Raw genomic sequence first — 14,653 nt, forward strand, 5'->3', positions numbered from 1 at the left:
GGCCGCGTACTCCCCACGGCCCTATTCAGGTTACGGCAGTTATCCGTCACAACCGGACAACACTCATCGCCGTTCAGTTACTCACACCTATCAAGCGGATTTTTTACCGCCGAGCAAATCCAAGACTTCTTGCACACTGGTGGTTTTGCTTAAACGCTCAATGACAGAATCATCATCCAGCGCGTTGGTCAGGCTGGTAATCACATGAATATGCTCATTGTTACGGGCGGCAATACCAATCACCAAGCGCGCCACTTCGTCTTCTTCTTCGCCAAAACGTACACCCTCAGGGTATTGGCAGAACACCACACCGGTCTTCAGTACGCGGTCTTTAGCTTCAATGGTGCCGTGTGGTACGGCGATAGATTCGCCCAGATAAGTGGAGCTCAGTTTTTCACGTTCCAACATCGCTTCAACATATTCTGGCTCAACATAACCGCCTTTTACCAACTGCTCACCGGCGAAGCGAATAGCTTGCTCTTTATCTGTAGCATGTTGATTGAGGAAGATATTTCCCGCACTCAGTTTGAACAGGTTGGCTTCTGATGGCTCAAAGCTATCATCCAGCGTTTCAATCACTTTTTGTGTGGTCGCCGTCGCGTTACTCACTTCGACTAAACGTGCCGTCAGGTTGGTATACAGCTGGCTGTCGAGGAAGTTAGTCAGCGAGATATGCTGTGCTTGCGGTGCATGACGCATTGCTCGCTCAGTCAAATCACGGTGCGTGATAACTAAATCAACATCTTCCGGCAAGTTATTGATGGCGCAGTTCGTGACCGAGATGTGCTTCAGGCCCGCATCTTGCACTTTCTTACGCAACACACCGGCACCCATCGCACTGGAACCCATACCGGCATCACAGGCAACAATGATTTTCCGCACAGTGCTCAAGTCGCCCGCAGCCGCTGCTGCATTGGCTGCTTGTGCGCCTTTAGATTGCGCTTTCATGTCTTGCATACGGCGAGTTGCATCTTCCAGGCTGTCTTCTTCTTCGTCTTTGGCTTTAGACGTTTTCAGCAAGATAGCTGACACCACGAAGGACACCGCAAACGCAGCAGCAACCGCCGCAATGTTGGCAAAATAAGCCCCTTTTGGTGTCATTGCCAATACTGCCAGGATAGAACCCGGAGACGCTGGAGATACCAGGCCGCCATTCAACAGAGTCAGCGTAAACACGCCAGTCATACCGCCCAGAATCACCGCCAGCAATAAACGTGGGTTCATCAAAACGTATGGGAAATAGATTTCGTGGATACCACCGAAGAAGTGGATGATAGCCGCGCCGCCAGCAGATTGCTTGGCGTTACCTTTGCCGAAGAACATATAAGCCATCAACACACCCAAACCTGGGCCTGGGTTAGCTTCAATCAGGAAGAAGATAGACTTACCGGTTTCAGTCGCCTGCTGGATACCCAGCGGTGAGAAGATACCGTGGTTGATAGCGTTATTCAGGAACAGGATTTTGGCTGGTTCAACAAAGATTGACGTCAGTGGCAGCAGGTTATTCTGCACCATGATGTGCACGCCAGCAGCCAGTGCTTTAGACAACACTTCTACCAATGGGCCAATCGCCATAAAGGCTAGAATAGCCAGCAACATCCCGATAATACCGGCTGAGAAGTTGTTAACCAGCATCTCAAAGCCGCTTTTGATTTTACCTTCAACCCAGCGGTCAAAGTGTTTGATTGCCCAGCCACCCAATGGGCCTGCAATCATCGCACCGAGGAACATTGGCATATCAGCACCAACGATAACCCCCATGGTGGTGATAGCACCCACCACACCACCACGGTCACCACCAACCAAGCGACCACCGGTAAAACCGATCAGCAGAGGTAACAGGAAGGTGATCATCGGGCCAACTAATTTGGCTAGCGTTTCATTCGGCAGCCAACCCGTTGGGATAAACAGTGCGGTGATAATACCCCAGGCGATAAATGCGCCGATGTTGGGCATGACCATGTTACTGAGGAATCGGCCAAAATTTTGAATTCTGACCTTTGCATCTGGTGAAAACATAAAACACCCCTATTGGTACGCGCTAACAATAAGAGCGCGATATAATTGTTTTGTTGAGGCAGTTCTGCAAAACCCGCCGGTGTTATCGAATACAAACCCGCTGTATGCAAAACAAACTTTAGCATGCTCCTTTACTCTCGCGTAGCTCACTCCCAGCATGTGACGAATGTCACACTAAAACCCCCACTACAGGGGTGGATTTGTTGATCAAGGTCACACTATTGGGGTGTAAGAAAGCCACGCCGGAGAATTTTTAAGCTAAAAGCGGCCAATATAGTGATTCATATCACACTTTCGTGGCGGCCCTTTGTTTTGAAAATGTGATGTTAATCACAAGTTATTTTTGCTCGTAGAGGAAGGATGAGACATTCACCCATCTTATTCTGATCGAACTGCCCAGTTGCGTGGCAAATGTGTAATAAAAAAACAGGGGGAAGGGGGAGATGTTTTTGGGTTTTGGTTGATATTCTTTCGGTGATTGGGTTCGGTTGACATGATATTTGTGCTCATTTTGCCTCCAATGCCTCAACCGCCAAGGGGGTTACAAACGCGTAACCCCCTTGGATCCCCTGCGCTTCGCACGTGTCGCTTGCCTGCTGCGCAGGTTCCCTCGTTCATCATTACGCTGGCGGGACGGCTTTATTCGCATCCCTGCTCATGACACCTAAATCCGCCGTCCATGGCGGATTTCCCTGGCTTCATTCTTCACTCGGCAGCTCAAATGTGCTTTTAAACATCAAAACCTAAAACCATGGTTTTGACGTTGAGCGCAATCAGGAATGTTGCCGACAAGGAGAGAGGGTAGAGTGAGCGGCCATGGACGCCCGCGAAAAGTGCGCTTGGGCAGGGATGCCCATCGCGCTGGCTCGTCAGCCCGAAAGACGCAGACGGTTTACCCGCAGGGCAATATTTCGCGCAAGCGCGGGATTGCACAAGGGGCCACGCTTATGGCCCCTTTGCCGGTTGGTTCATCGTAGGTTAAGTAAACTCAGTTGCTTTAACAACCGAACTTATTCACTTATCGAATACCAACCGAAAGAATAACTCGATCAGTCCTAACAACCGAACCGATCACTAAATCAAATCAACCAAAACCATCACTGAATAACACTCATGACACTCTTCTGTGCCGCCATCATCGCCGGGTACTTGGCGACCAAATTAGCCATCATCGCGTTGTATTGTGCCGCTTGTTGCGCAGTCTGGAACTGAACACCACCATTATTAAAGGTCACTTGAGTCCCCTGCTGTTGCAGGAAATCCCCAACCTGCGCCAGATCCTGCACAAAGGCAGAAACAACTGGAACAGCCGGAATCAGCACATTAGTAGGTTGAGTCACAATATTATCAAAAGCTTTATTGAAAACGACTTTCAAATCATCTGGCTGCTTCAATGCGGCTACAGCGGCATCTGCCTGTGTTTTGGCGGTACGAATCTGCTGTACTAACAGATTCAACACACCCGCTGACTGCTGCAATGCATCACGCTTATTAAGATAATCCTGCGCCATACGAATCTCATTGATTTGCGCAATCGCGGGGCTCAGGCTAGCATCCACAGATTTACTGAGTTGCTGAGAAAAAGTCACTAAAATCGCATAATCACTGACATAAGGGCCAAACTTCTGTTTTTGATCTTCACTCAGCGTTGGCAGTTTCATCCCACTGCGCATCACTGTATTTTGCAGATAATCAATAAAAGCCTTACGTTGCTCTGGCTCTTTATCCCCGCAGGCGGTCAATTGGAACACCACCAGCAACGCCAGAAAAGGCGCTAACCAACGTGAATATCGGGTCGTATTCAGTGCAAAAGTCATGTGAAGCTACTCCTGTAATAAGTACTTATTTTCACCAAATCCTATTCTTACCCAGTAAGAATAGCTAAGGGGAGCGCATACCCTCTTGGTAAATACGCTCCCCTGTGACGAGCCGAGTACAGGATTACTGCAACAGCGAAATATCAGCAACCTGTAAGAACAGCTCGCGTAATTTGCTCAACAACGTCAGGCGGTTAACTCGCACAGCATCGTCTTCGGCCATCACCATCACACTATCAAAGAACTCATCGACGGTTTCCCGCAACGCTGCCAGTTCAACCAGTGCTTCCTGGTATTGACCCGCAGCAAATACTGGCTCCAGCTTATCGCGCAATACCACCAAATGAGTAGCCAGTTTCAGCTCCGCCGGTTCTTTTAACACCGAAGCACGAACATGGTCATTCAGGGTATCAGTGGATTTTGCCAGAATATTTGACACACGCTTATTCGCGGCAGCCAATGCGGCGGCGGCATCCAGTGTGCGGAAATAGGTTACCGCTTTCACCCGAGCATCAAAATCAGCCGGTTTGGTTGGTCGACGAGCCAATACCGCCTGAATGGTATCGACGCTATGACCTTCATCCTGATACCAGGCGCGGAAGCGGCCCAGCATGAACTCAATCACTTCGTCGACCACTTTGGTGTTGGTTAGCTTGCTACCATATAGGCTCACGGCCTCTTCGGTCAGCGTTTGCAGGTCCAGCGGCAAATTCTTCTCAACGATAATACGCAATACACCCAACGCCGCGCGGCGCAGAGCGAATGGGTCTTTATCGCCTTTCGGATGTTGACCGATACCGAAAATCCCCGCCAGCGTGTCCATTTTATCGGCAATAGCCAATGCACAAGCAACCGGATTTGACGGCAAATCATCGCCCGCAAAACGTGGCTGATATTGCTCATTCAGCGCAACCGCAACGTCTTCAGCTTCACCATCGTGACGGGCGTAATGCATCCCCATCACACCTTGGGTGTCAGTGAATTCGAACACCATATTGGTCATCAGGTCGCACTTGGACAGCAAACCGGCGCGCGTGGCATGGTTAACATCAGCACCAATTTGCGCTGCAACCCAACCGGCCAGCGCTTGAATACGATCCGTTTTATCGCGCAAGGTGCCCAATTGCTGTTGGAACAGCACGGTTTCCAGACGCGGTAGATTGTCTTCAAGGCGTTTTTTACGGTCGGTATTAAAGAAGAACTCGGCATCTGCCAGACGTGGGCGTACCACTTTCTCGTTACCCGAAATAATCTGCTGAGGATCTTTCGATTCAATGTTGGCAACAAAGATAAAGTTTGGCAGCAAATTACCGGCAGTGTCGTAAACCGGGAAATATTTCTGGTCACCCTTCATGGTGTAAACCAGTGCTTCCGCAGGAACTGCCAGGAATTTCTCTTCAAACTTGGCAGTCAATACCACCGGCCATTCCACCAGTGACGCCACTTCTTCCAGCAGGCTTTCACTCAGATCAGCAATACCGCCAATCTTTTGTGCCGCCAATTCTGCATCACGCTTAATGATAGTTTTGCGCAATTCATAATCAGCAATGACTTTACCGCGCTCCAGCAAGACTTGCGGGTATTGGTCAGCATTATCGAGCGCAAACTCGGATTCACCCATAAAACGGTGACCACGAATAACGCGGTCTGAATCAATACCCAACACGGTGCCAGGAATCACTTCAGAACCTAACAGCATGGTCACGGTATGAACCGGGCGAACGAATTGGGTTTCTTTATCACCCCAGCGCATCAATTTAGGAATTGGCAATTTACTCAGCGCGGTTGTCACCATCCCCGCCAGCAATAATTGTGCTGATTGCCCTTTTACATGGGCGCGATACAGCAGCCATTCGCCTTTATCAGTGACCAGACGCTCCGCCTGATCCACAGTAATACCACAGCCACGCGCCCATCCTTCGGCCGCTTTGCTTGGTTTACCTTCAGCATCAAATGCTTGCGCAATTGCTGGGCCGCGTTTTTCAACTTCACGATCAGCCTGAGCAGCACTTAAATTAGCGACTTTTACCGCCAAACGGCGCGGCGCGGCATACCAAACAACTTCGCCGTGTGGCAAGTTGGCGCTATCGAGTTCAGCCGTAAAATTGGCAGCAAAAGATTCGGCCAGAGAACGAAGAGCCTTCGGCGGCAGCTCTTCCGTGCCGATTTCCACCAGGAAAGTCTGTTGAGTCATGACAGCCTCTTAGTTCTGATTCTTTTTGCACATAGGGAAGCCCAATGCCTCGCGAGAAGCATAATAAGCTTCGGCGACCGCTTTGGTCAGCGTACGAATGCGCAGAATATAACGCTGACGCTCAGTCACCGAGATGGCTTTACGGGCGTCGAGCAAGTTAAAGGTGTGGCCAGCTTTCAGAATGCGTTCATAGGCAGGCAGCGGCAGTGGGGTTTCCAGCGCCAGCAGTGACTGAGCTTCTTTCTCATACTGTTCAAAGCAGGAGAACAGGAAGTCCACATCGGCGTATTCAAAGTTATAGGTGGATTGCTCCACTTCATTCTGATGATAAATATCGCCGTAAGTGGTAGTCCCCAGCGGGCCGTCACACCAAATCAGGTCATAAACGCTGTCAACGCCCTGAATGTACATGGCGAGACGTTCCAGACCATAAGTAATTTCGCCAGTAACCGGTTTACATTCCAAACCGCCCACTTGCTGGAAGTAAGTGAACTGAGTGACTTCCATGCCGTTCAGCCACACTTCCCAGCCCAGACCCCAAGCACCCAGAGTTGGGTTCTCCCAGTTATCTTCGACAAAGCGAATGTCGTGGATCAACGGGTCAAGGCCCAGCTCTTTCAATGAACCTAAATAGAGTTCCTGAATGTTGTCTGGTGAAGGTTTGATAATCACCTGGAACTGATAATAGTGTTGCAGGCGGTTCGGGTTCTCACCGTAGCGACCATCGGTCGGGCGGCGTGAAGGTTGTACATAAGCGGCAGCGATTGGCTCTGGGCCAAGTGCACGCAGGCAGGTCATTGGGTGGGAGGTACCCGCGCCGACTTCCATGTCCAGTGGTTGAACAATGGTGCAGCCTTGGCGCGCCCAATAGTCCTGTAACGTCAGGATCAGGCCCTGAAAGGTCTTGGTATCAAACTTTTGCATGTTGGATTCGCACGCGATACAAGTGAATTAAAATGGAATGAGTCAGTATACCCGTTGACCGTAAGATATACAGCTTGAATCCGGCAAGATGCATGAATGAAAGTTAATTTGTTGATTAATTATCCGAATGAGAGAGGGAACCACGCGCCGTGGCTGACATAACCCATAGCGGGGTATAAAGAAAAATAGTTCTTTGGTTATCGCATATACGGTTGCTGACAACAACCTGCCCAGCAACCGTATATATGTAAGATTTTGAGAGGTTAACCCGCGCCGTCAACACTCAAAATTTTACACCTAACCTAGTCTTACACCGTTGGCGTTGTTGGCAAGGTTGGTGTTGATGGAAGGTGACTCATCGTTTGAGTCAGTGTTTTCATCATTGAGTCAATGACGCATTTCAGGTCCAGCATACTGCCAGCACTCAAACAACTTACAACCGGTGGAGTTGGCGGTACTATTGTATCTATGCCCGGCACTGTTGGTGTGGTCGGTAACACAGAGGTAATATCAGTGGCCATTACCTGCCCGGAACTTAATAGCAGAGCAAAAGCAGCACCTGTCAGAAGAGATTTACTGGAGTGTTTTATATTCTTCATCATATTAATGATCCTATAAAGTATTTAAAGAAATACCAAAAGCAGCGTTTTATGCTTGTGGCAATACAATTATTGCCCAAAAAAGATAATATTCAAGAAAATAACTCAATAAAAACATATAGATGACTAATAGATATATAATTAGTGATTATCTTTAAAAATATTGTTTACCTAATTAAAAGCATTTCCTCAGTGGAAAAAATTCAAATAATCAGATAACTAACGCAAATTATAGGTGGGTTTTCTCACCACACTTCCCCCCTATTTTTCAGGGCAAAGGGCAGCCAAACCAACATTTCCATTGCACCGGCGGGGGCACAGTGAAAGAGGACATTGAGGAATAACTGCCTGTCGGATATAAAACAGCATCGTTGAGGGGGCACTCGTCGGAGGTATCGTCATCACACTTGTCACTACAGGGGTGGCATAAAAGCAGCTCCTCACTCGACAGATGTGACATTGCCGTAGGAACAACCGCAAGAAATAATCCCAGACAGAATGAAGCTGCCAAGAATGACTTCAGAGTCTTTTGCTTAATTTGCATGTTATTAACTCCAATATAATTTAAAATAACAAAAATAACAGATTATTATTCTGTACATGGTTAATTATTAAACAATAACTGCCTGCGTCAAATTTATTATTCAATATAAAATTACGTTGGTTGCTTATCGTTATCTGAACCGCCATTATTCCTCACTCAGTCAGACAATAAACAGGAAGTCAGGTTATGGATTTACAGCGCTGCGGTTGGGTCACCTCAGATCCCCTTTATCTTGCTTATCACGATACCGAATGGGGAATTCCGCGTACCGATAGCCAAGCATTATTCGAGATGCTTTGCCTCGAAGGTCAACAAGCCGGGCTTTCGTGGATAACCGTGCTGAAAAAACGCGAACACTATCGCAAATGCTTCCATAACTTTGATCCCGTGCGTGTGGCAAAAATGGGGCCAGAAGAGGTCGAGAAACTGGTGCTAGACAGCGGTATTATCCGCCACCGCGGTAAGATTCAGGCCATTATCACCAATGCTCAGGCCTACCTGGCAATGGAAGCCAACGGCGAAGATTTTTCGCGTTTTATCTGGAGTTTTGTCGACGGTGAGCCAAAAATTAACCATTGGTGGTGTTTGGCTGAATGCCCGGCAACAACACCAATCTCAGATGCGATGTCAAAAGCACTCAAAAAACGAGGTTTTAAGTTTATCGGCTCCACCATTTGCTATGCCTTTATGCAGGCCAGTGGGCTGGCGAACGATCATCTGGCGAGCTGTTTTTGCCACCCGGATAACGTAGTAAAATGATAAGAACTTACCAACCGGACGATCTTGATGCCGTCATGCAATTGTGGTTGAGCAGCACAATTGCTGCGCATCCTTTTGTTACCGAACAATATTGGCACGAGAGCGCCTCGTTGGTGCGAGATACCTATCTTCCGGCGGCGCGGACTTGGGTGTATTTATCGCAAGAAGTACAATTGGAATCCACTGCCGGCGGAAACGCTATTGTCGGATTTATTAGTATCCTTGAAGAACAACTGGTAGGCGCATTATTTGTTGACCAATTCTATTACGGTAAAGGGGTGGGAAAAATACTGATGGATGGCGTTCAGCAACACTATAAAGCGCTAACCCTGGAGGTTTATCAAAAAAATTACCGGGCTTATCAATTTTATCGTAAGCAAGGTTTTATTGTCACCGCACGGGCCTACAATGCGGAAACTAAAAACGTTATTTTAACTATGCAATGGCAATGCCATCAGTAAATAAACCATCGAATATTCCAGCATGGTTTAGTCTAATTAAATACTCATCATCTTCGCTTCACATATTTAATATAACATTCCCAATAAAAAAAATTCCACCCCATAAAAGAACAAAAAATAAATAAAGAGATGATTAAAGAGCTTATTCACTTTCTATTCTCTATAGTAGCCATTGGACTTGTCGTTTTAAAAAACATTAATAATATAACACAAGAATGACACGGAGTTATTATGCATAAAAAACATAATTTGTTATTTTCACTCTGTATATTGTTACCTCCACTAGTTTACTCTGGGTTGGAGATATCTTTTGATTATGCCACTTCTCCAATGCAAAATAACACTGAGTGCCATCATGATTTAATTGATGAAAAAACCCATTTCTATCAAGAAGATAATATCAATTCAGATATCAAAGATAATAAAATAGAAATTATTACAGAAAATAATAATTCTTGGGTCTGTGAAATAAACTGCATAATATCAAGTAAAATGATTATTCCTTTGAACGATCTATTTTCCATTGTTACTGATCAAGAACGTCAAAATAAAGTGGCGTTATTTAATTTTGAATTAAATCGTCATTCTACATTTAATATAAACCTGGAAGATAACATCGACATTACTATTGATGAAGATGAGATGTATATTCTGGCCTCTGACATAAACAGTCAGCAAATTAATTATAAACTTCATCCAGACACCACGGCCATTGCATTTATTTTCGAGATTTCAAATGGAAGGTTAGCAATAAATTACCTGGAAAGTAATTCTGCTAAACAGGGCTATCTATCTCCCACTCTTATTTTTAACGCCGAACGGACAAATAATCCCACTGTTTTCCCCGACTTGGCTATTTATAACAATCTCCTCAACGGCCCCTTAGTTATGAATCGCTATCTGATGGCCACCATGAGTGATAACCACCGCACCAAACGGGGGGCGGTGGGAGTTATGGGCTGTCTGTTGTCCGGCCCTTTGGCCCTTTACAATGTAGTGGTGCATGGGCGTTGTGATCAGGTGGAGTCGGCCTGGGCCAGTATTAAGTCATTTTTTTCTGGTCAAGATAAAGCGAAAATGCAGCTAATCGCAGGTTCAGCAACAGCCTTAAAACCGCTCCCAGCAAAAACAGAAAAGCAGTCTGATACACTGAGATTAACCCATATCGACCTCCCTTCATTGCACCAACAGAGCTTAACTCTGCCCGCTGTAGCAAAAGCTTGTCATATTCCGCTGGAAAATTTAGTGAGCAGCCGCTTTCCGCGCCAGTTAGATGGGCCAGCCTGTGGCTCCTGGCTATCACGGCTACTGGCCGATTTTACCTTACTGTTTGGGAGTAGTTTGCGTGATTGGTCGATGGAGCACTTACGTCAGGTGTTGGATAGCGCTATTGATGCAGATAGCACTGGGTATGCCGGGATTGATACCGGAACAGAACTACGGCTGATGCAGGGAGTGAGAAGAGGAGTCAGAGAGCTTGGCCGGGCAGAGGCTATCAATCAAATCACTCGCTCATTTCATTATGCAGAAAGGGAACTTGCCCACTATTACTTACAGACAAATGGTGAAGATACCATGCCCTCGGCAGCTCAAAACCTCCCTTTAGGGCACTATGTGCTGTCCCTGGATACCTATGTCCCCATGACAGAGCCCGTGCCGGTGCGTATTCGCAGAAATGGTGAATGGGAAACATCAGATTCATTGGCTTTTCAAATAGAAATTATCTCAGGAGAACATCAAGAAGAAGAGAGGGAGCTACGCGCAGCTTCCCTGGAGGTTATCAATGAATGGTACGAAAAATATCATACCCTAACCTATGGCACGATGTTAACGGAAGATAAGGAAACCCATAAAGAGACCAGAACCCCTGTTACTGCCGCAGATAGAATCATTTATTCTGCACGCATTGCCAGCAATTCATTGAAAATTCACTTAGAAGAAAATACACCGGGTTATTTATTTGTCATTGTGAAAATCAATGGAGAAATTATCCATATGTTAGAGGCGGTAAAATATTATATTAACGATGAGCCACAAGAAGGACATTATTATCTGGCAAACTTTCTCACCGTGCCAAAATATATCATAGATGCAGATTCTGACGGCAGTATTCGAGGAGCCGGCACTGCCGCAGTTCATGGATTAGCTCGTTACCTTAAAAATAAAGGAGTTAAATTCATCCACTCCGATGTATTTTCAGACCCCTCTGCCAGAGTGAAACAAAAGCTGGGCTTTGAGCATGATGAACTTTAAATTTTATTATTTAATATACGTTATGGAGTCAATATGAATAAATCATTATTTCTCTATTTACTCGCCATACTTTATTCAGAGAGTGCTAAGTCAAAAAATATCGTCCCGGAAGAATCGACAGGAGAACCATTATATTTCAAGGAAATAATATCAGCGCCAACATGTTTCTATGCTGAAGATAATTTCCAGGGTGAGTCTTTTTGCCTGACTGCGCCGGAAGCTATCGACCTTTATAATAGGAAAGATAGTCATCTCAATGACAGAATATCTTCCATTAAGATTCCAGCGGAGACACAGGTTACTATTTATAAAAATGATCATTTTAATTCACCTCATTACAATCTAACCGAATCAGTTGACTTAGTGTGGCTAAAAAAAATGGGCATGGCAGGCCAGATTAGCGCCATTAAAATTCTCGACTCCCCCGGTTTTTGCATACAAGATTGCGTGGTGATTAAAGAAAATAAAATCGAATTAAATCGCACATTGGGAAAATACTATTCAGAATTTGGCGAAGTAAACAAACTTATATTAATGAATATCGACATTAATAATGAGAGCAATTTTGGTGTGGTTTTTTTTGACTATCCACAAATTGTTGTGGTTGGAAAAGATCTGTTTTTCTATACCGCAGGAAAAAGCGAACCGCTCAATATGAGGATAAGTGATAATGCTGATAACTTATCTTTATTGTTTAAATTAAATGACCAGGGTTTGGGATTTCAATACCTTGAAGCTGAAGGAACCACCCCCCTCAATACTCCATTTTGGATTAACACTCAATATTCCTCTGGAAACTTAGCTGATTTACACATCATTAATGGTATTCCCGATAATGACCGGGGAAACATACCAGAGGATATCCAGCCATTAATACTGAATAAAACTATAATGGCGATAAATAAGCATTCTCATCGCGATAAACGCGGAGCTTTAGGGATCGCCGGCTGTGTGGGTATTCCCTTGCTGGCAATTTATAATTTGGTGGTTCAGGGCCGCTGTAATCAACTTGATAAACTGGTAGGAGCGAATGAGTTTTCTCACCACGATGGGGAGGGGAAAACACAGGTCGTGGCCGGTTCAGCAAAGCCCCTTGCTGCGGTACAAACCACCAGCATTTCATTAGATAAACCGACGCCATCAATGTTGGTCTTAGCCCATCTCGATACTCACCTACATAATCAGGCAGTGACTTTACCGGCAGTGGCAAAAACCTGTAAAACCTCGGTGGAGGCAATTATCGCCGCCCGCTATCCTCGTCAAACAGGAATGCGCTGTGGGTCCCGGCTGTCTATTCTACTGGCTGATTTTACATTGCTTTTTGGCGAAAACTTATTGGATTGGACAACCGAGCATTTAACCCAAGTTTTACAAAGTATTAGTGAGCATGGTACCACTGGCTATGCGGGATCTGACCAAGTAACAGAATCCAGATTGGTTGAAGGAGTGCAGGAAGCTATATCTGATTTGGGGCTTAGCCCATTGACCACTCTATTGGAGGAGGCCTTCGATTATGCATTATTAAATTATGCTCGCTATTTTATACACAATGAAAACCAAGAGACTTTTTCCTCTCCTCAAGCAGCGCAAAGTCTACCACTGGGTGATTATATTTTACCCTTAGAAAACTATATTCATCCCGCGCAACCGCCTGTACCACTGATTATGGATAATGGCGAATGGGTTAGACCCGAAGACTTATATTTTGAAATAGCGGTCATTCCCGGTGGCGATCAACATATCGAGACAAATTTAACCGCGGAAATAGCCGAGGTTATTAATGACTGGCGTCAATTTTATAATCAGGTTGAATATCAAGCAGATAATAACGGCTCACCTTTAACGACGCGCGATAGAACAATCTATGCCGCCAGGATAACCAGTAAAATGCTGTATCACATGTTAATGGATAACTCTGCCGACTATCAGTTTGTCGTTGTTAAACTCAAGGGGAAGATTGTGAGTATTTTAGCCTCATTAAATGATGCCAATAATGAGGATAGCTATATTAATTTCTCGGTCACCCACCCACAGTATGTATTAAATCCTCATAAAAATGGTAGCGTTCGGGGGGCTGGCACCGCAGCTGTCAGAGAGTTAGCGCGCTATCTGAAAGAAAAGGGGAAAAAAACCCTCAGTTCCAATGTGATTTCACAACCTTCAGCAATTGTTAAGAATAAACTGGGTTTTATATATAAAGATGAACTCTAAATCTGCTCTGTGTCGGGATCCATGCTGGCACAGGGTTATTTCATCCTTATTCGACTGCAACGCGATATACACAGCGGCGTGAGCCCGAAAGTATATGCTCAGTTCGCTCGACCGGTGCTTGTAATACCTCCCGAAAAACATCTAATTCCGCTCGACAGAATCCCTGACAGGTCGTTGCCGCAGCGCAAATAGGGCAATGGTTTTCAATCAGTAATATCGAACCGTCGGCCTGAGTTTGACACTCCGCCATGTACCCCTCCTGAGAGCGGATCGCCACCAGCCGCTCCACCCGTTCATCAATACTATTGGCCCCTTTCATCGCCTCGCAATAGAGTTCGCGCGTTTCCTGCTCACGGGTATCTATCAGTAAATTAAGCGCTTCTTCGCCTAATTTGGTGCGCACCATCCGCAATAATTGCACCGTTAACTCGCCGTGAGCATCCGGAAAGCGGGCATTCCCGGCCTCAGTAAGCTGCCAAAGTTGGATAGGCCGCCCTACGCCTTTGGCCTGCGCCACGGCGACAACCAGCCCGTCTTTGGCTAATTTTACAAATTGTTGTCGTGCTGCTTCCCCCGTGGTGCCGAGGATCTTGCCCGCATCTGTGGCTTGCAAGGGGCCACGAGTCTTCAGCAACATCAACAGACGCTCAGCAACAGACTGTGGTTGACTGGTAGAATGGTCGATATTCATATCTTCCCCGCTATCATGGGTGCGCTTTCTATTTTAACGAATGATTGCCAGTATAACATTTTACAAGCTTATGCTTGACTTATTATCAGTGCCCAGCCTAAATTATTCCAAGAATTTACTTGTTTAACTTTATCGTAACAACACTTTGTCGTAACAACAACAGCAACTCAACAACCAGATT

11 protein-coding genes are annotated in these 14,653 nt (G+C 45.9%); 4 read left to right on the plus strand and 7 right to left on the minus strand.

Annotated features, from left to right (window positions below):
- Positions 1-90: 90 nt before the first annotated feature.
- The 6 genes from OVO64_RS06435 to OVO64_RS06460 all read right to left on the minus strand — a co-directional run bounded on the left by OVO64_RS06435 (position 91) and on the right by OVO64_RS06460 (position 7,556).
- Positions 91-2,019 (minus strand): PTS mannitol transporter subunit IICBA, encoded by a 1,929-nt coding sequence (locus OVO64_RS06435; RefSeq protein ID WP_145509570.1) that lies wholly within the window; start codon positions 2,017-2,019, stop codon positions 91-93.
- A gap of 729 nt (positions 2,020-2,748) precedes the next feature.
- Positions 2,749-2,952 (minus strand): hypothetical protein, encoded by a 204-nt coding sequence (locus tag OVO64_RS06440; RefSeq protein WP_158501195.1) that lies wholly within the window; start codon positions 2,950-2,952, stop codon positions 2,749-2,751.
- A 164-nt stretch (positions 2,953-3,116) separates the two neighbouring features.
- Entirely contained in the window at positions 3,117-3,836 is a 720-nt protein-coding gene (locus tag OVO64_RS06445; RefSeq protein WP_038637601.1) for a DUF3053 domain-containing protein, read from the minus strand.
- A gap of 124 nt (positions 3,837-3,960) precedes the next feature.
- A complete protein-coding gene (glyS, locus tag OVO64_RS06450; protein ID WP_145509571.1) occupies positions 3,961-6,030 on the minus strand; it encodes a glycine--tRNA ligase subunit beta in 2,070 nt (689 codons plus the stop codon).
- 9 nt (positions 6,031-6,039) lie between these two features.
- Complete coding sequence (glyQ, locus tag OVO64_RS06455) at positions 6,040-6,954, minus strand: glycine--tRNA ligase subunit alpha (protein WP_038637607.1); 915 nt, start codon at positions 6,952-6,954, stop codon at positions 6,040-6,042.
- Between the two features lie 308 nt (positions 6,955-7,262).
- Positions 7,263-7,556, minus strand: coding sequence for a hypothetical protein (locus OVO64_RS06460; RefSeq protein WP_042562527.1), 294 nt, complete (start codon positions 7,554-7,556; stop codon positions 7,263-7,265).
- Positions 7,557-8,283: 727 nt separating this feature from the next.
- On the opposite strand from OVO64_RS06460, the gene OVO64_RS06465 reads away from it, so the two are divergent.
- From OVO64_RS06465 to OVO64_RS06480, 4 genes are all read left to right on the plus strand, one after another.
- The gene (locus tag OVO64_RS06465; protein WP_145509645.1) at positions 8,284-8,856 is read left to right on the plus strand and encodes a DNA-3-methyladenine glycosylase I; all 573 of its coding nucleotides are present in this window, start codon (positions 8,284-8,286) and stop codon (positions 8,854-8,856) included.
- A complete protein-coding gene (locus OVO64_RS06470; RefSeq protein WP_038637613.1) occupies positions 8,853-9,317 on the plus strand; it encodes an N-acetyltransferase in 465 nt (154 codons plus the stop codon). The genes OVO64_RS06465 and OVO64_RS06470 overlap by 4 nt, the downstream gene beginning before the upstream one ends.
- 231 nt (positions 9,318-9,548) lie before the next feature.
- Positions 9,549-11,570 (plus strand): GNAT family N-acetyltransferase, encoded by a 2,022-nt coding sequence (locus OVO64_RS06475; RefSeq protein ID WP_145585708.1) that lies wholly within the window; start codon positions 9,549-9,551, stop codon positions 11,568-11,570.
- A gap of 33 nt (positions 11,571-11,603) precedes the next feature.
- The gene (locus OVO64_RS06480; RefSeq protein ID WP_145585711.1) at positions 11,604-13,781 is read left to right on the plus strand and encodes a beta/gamma crystallin domain-containing protein; all 2,178 of its coding nucleotides are present in this window, start codon (positions 11,604-11,606) and stop codon (positions 13,779-13,781) included.
- 46 nt (positions 13,782-13,827) lie between these two features.
- Here OVO64_RS06480 and OVO64_RS06485 read toward each other — a convergent pair whose 3' ends face one another.
- The gene (locus tag OVO64_RS06485; protein WP_038637621.1) at positions 13,828-14,472 is read right to left on the minus strand and encodes a helix-turn-helix transcriptional regulator; all 645 of its coding nucleotides are present in this window, start codon (positions 14,470-14,472) and stop codon (positions 13,828-13,830) included.
- Positions 14,473-14,653: the final 181 nt, after the last annotated feature.

The sequence above is a fragment of the Yersinia sp. Marseille-Q5920 genome, from assembly GCF_946902935.1.
GTDB classification, from domain to species: Bacteria; Pseudomonadota; Gammaproteobacteria; order Enterobacterales; family Enterobacteriaceae; genus Yersinia; species Yersinia rochesterensis.

What these genes read in the sequence shown, in the direction of transcription:
- OVO64_RS06435 (WP_145509570.1), bottom strand. Translation starts at nt 2,019, where the DNA reads ATGTTTTCACCAGATGCAAAGGTCAGAATTCAAAATTTTGGCCGATTC.
- OVO64_RS06445 (WP_038637601.1), bottom strand. Translation starts at nt 3,836, where the DNA reads ATGACTTTTGCACTGAATACGACCCGATATTCACGTTGGTTAGCGCCT.
- glyS (WP_145509571.1), bottom strand. Translation starts at nt 6,030, where the DNA reads ATGACTCAACAGACTTTCCTGGTGGAAATCGGCACGGAAGAGCTGCCG.
- glyQ (WP_038637607.1), bottom strand. Translation starts at nt 6,954, where the DNA reads ATGCAAAAGTTTGATACCAAGACCTTTCAGGGCCTGATCCTGACGTTA.
- OVO64_RS06460 (WP_042562527.1), bottom strand. Translation starts at nt 7,556, where the DNA reads ATGATGAAGAATATAAAACACTCCAGTAAATCTCTTCTGACAGGTGCT.
- OVO64_RS06465 (WP_145509645.1), top strand. Translation starts at nt 8,284, where the DNA reads ATGGATTTACAGCGCTGCGGTTGGGTCACCTCAGATCCCCTTTATCTT.
- OVO64_RS06470 (WP_038637613.1), top strand. Translation starts at nt 8,853, where the DNA reads ATGATAAGAACTTACCAACCGGACGATCTTGATGCCGTCATGCAATTG.
- OVO64_RS06475 (WP_145585708.1), top strand. Translation starts at nt 9,549, where the DNA reads ATGCATAAAAAACATAATTTGTTATTTTCACTCTGTATATTGTTACCT.
- OVO64_RS06480 (WP_145585711.1), top strand. Translation starts at nt 11,604, where the DNA reads ATGAATAAATCATTATTTCTCTATTTACTCGCCATACTTTATTCAGAG.
- OVO64_RS06485 (WP_038637621.1), bottom strand. Translation starts at nt 14,472, where the DNA reads ATGAATATCGACCATTCTACCAGTCAACCACAGTCTGTTGCTGAGCGT.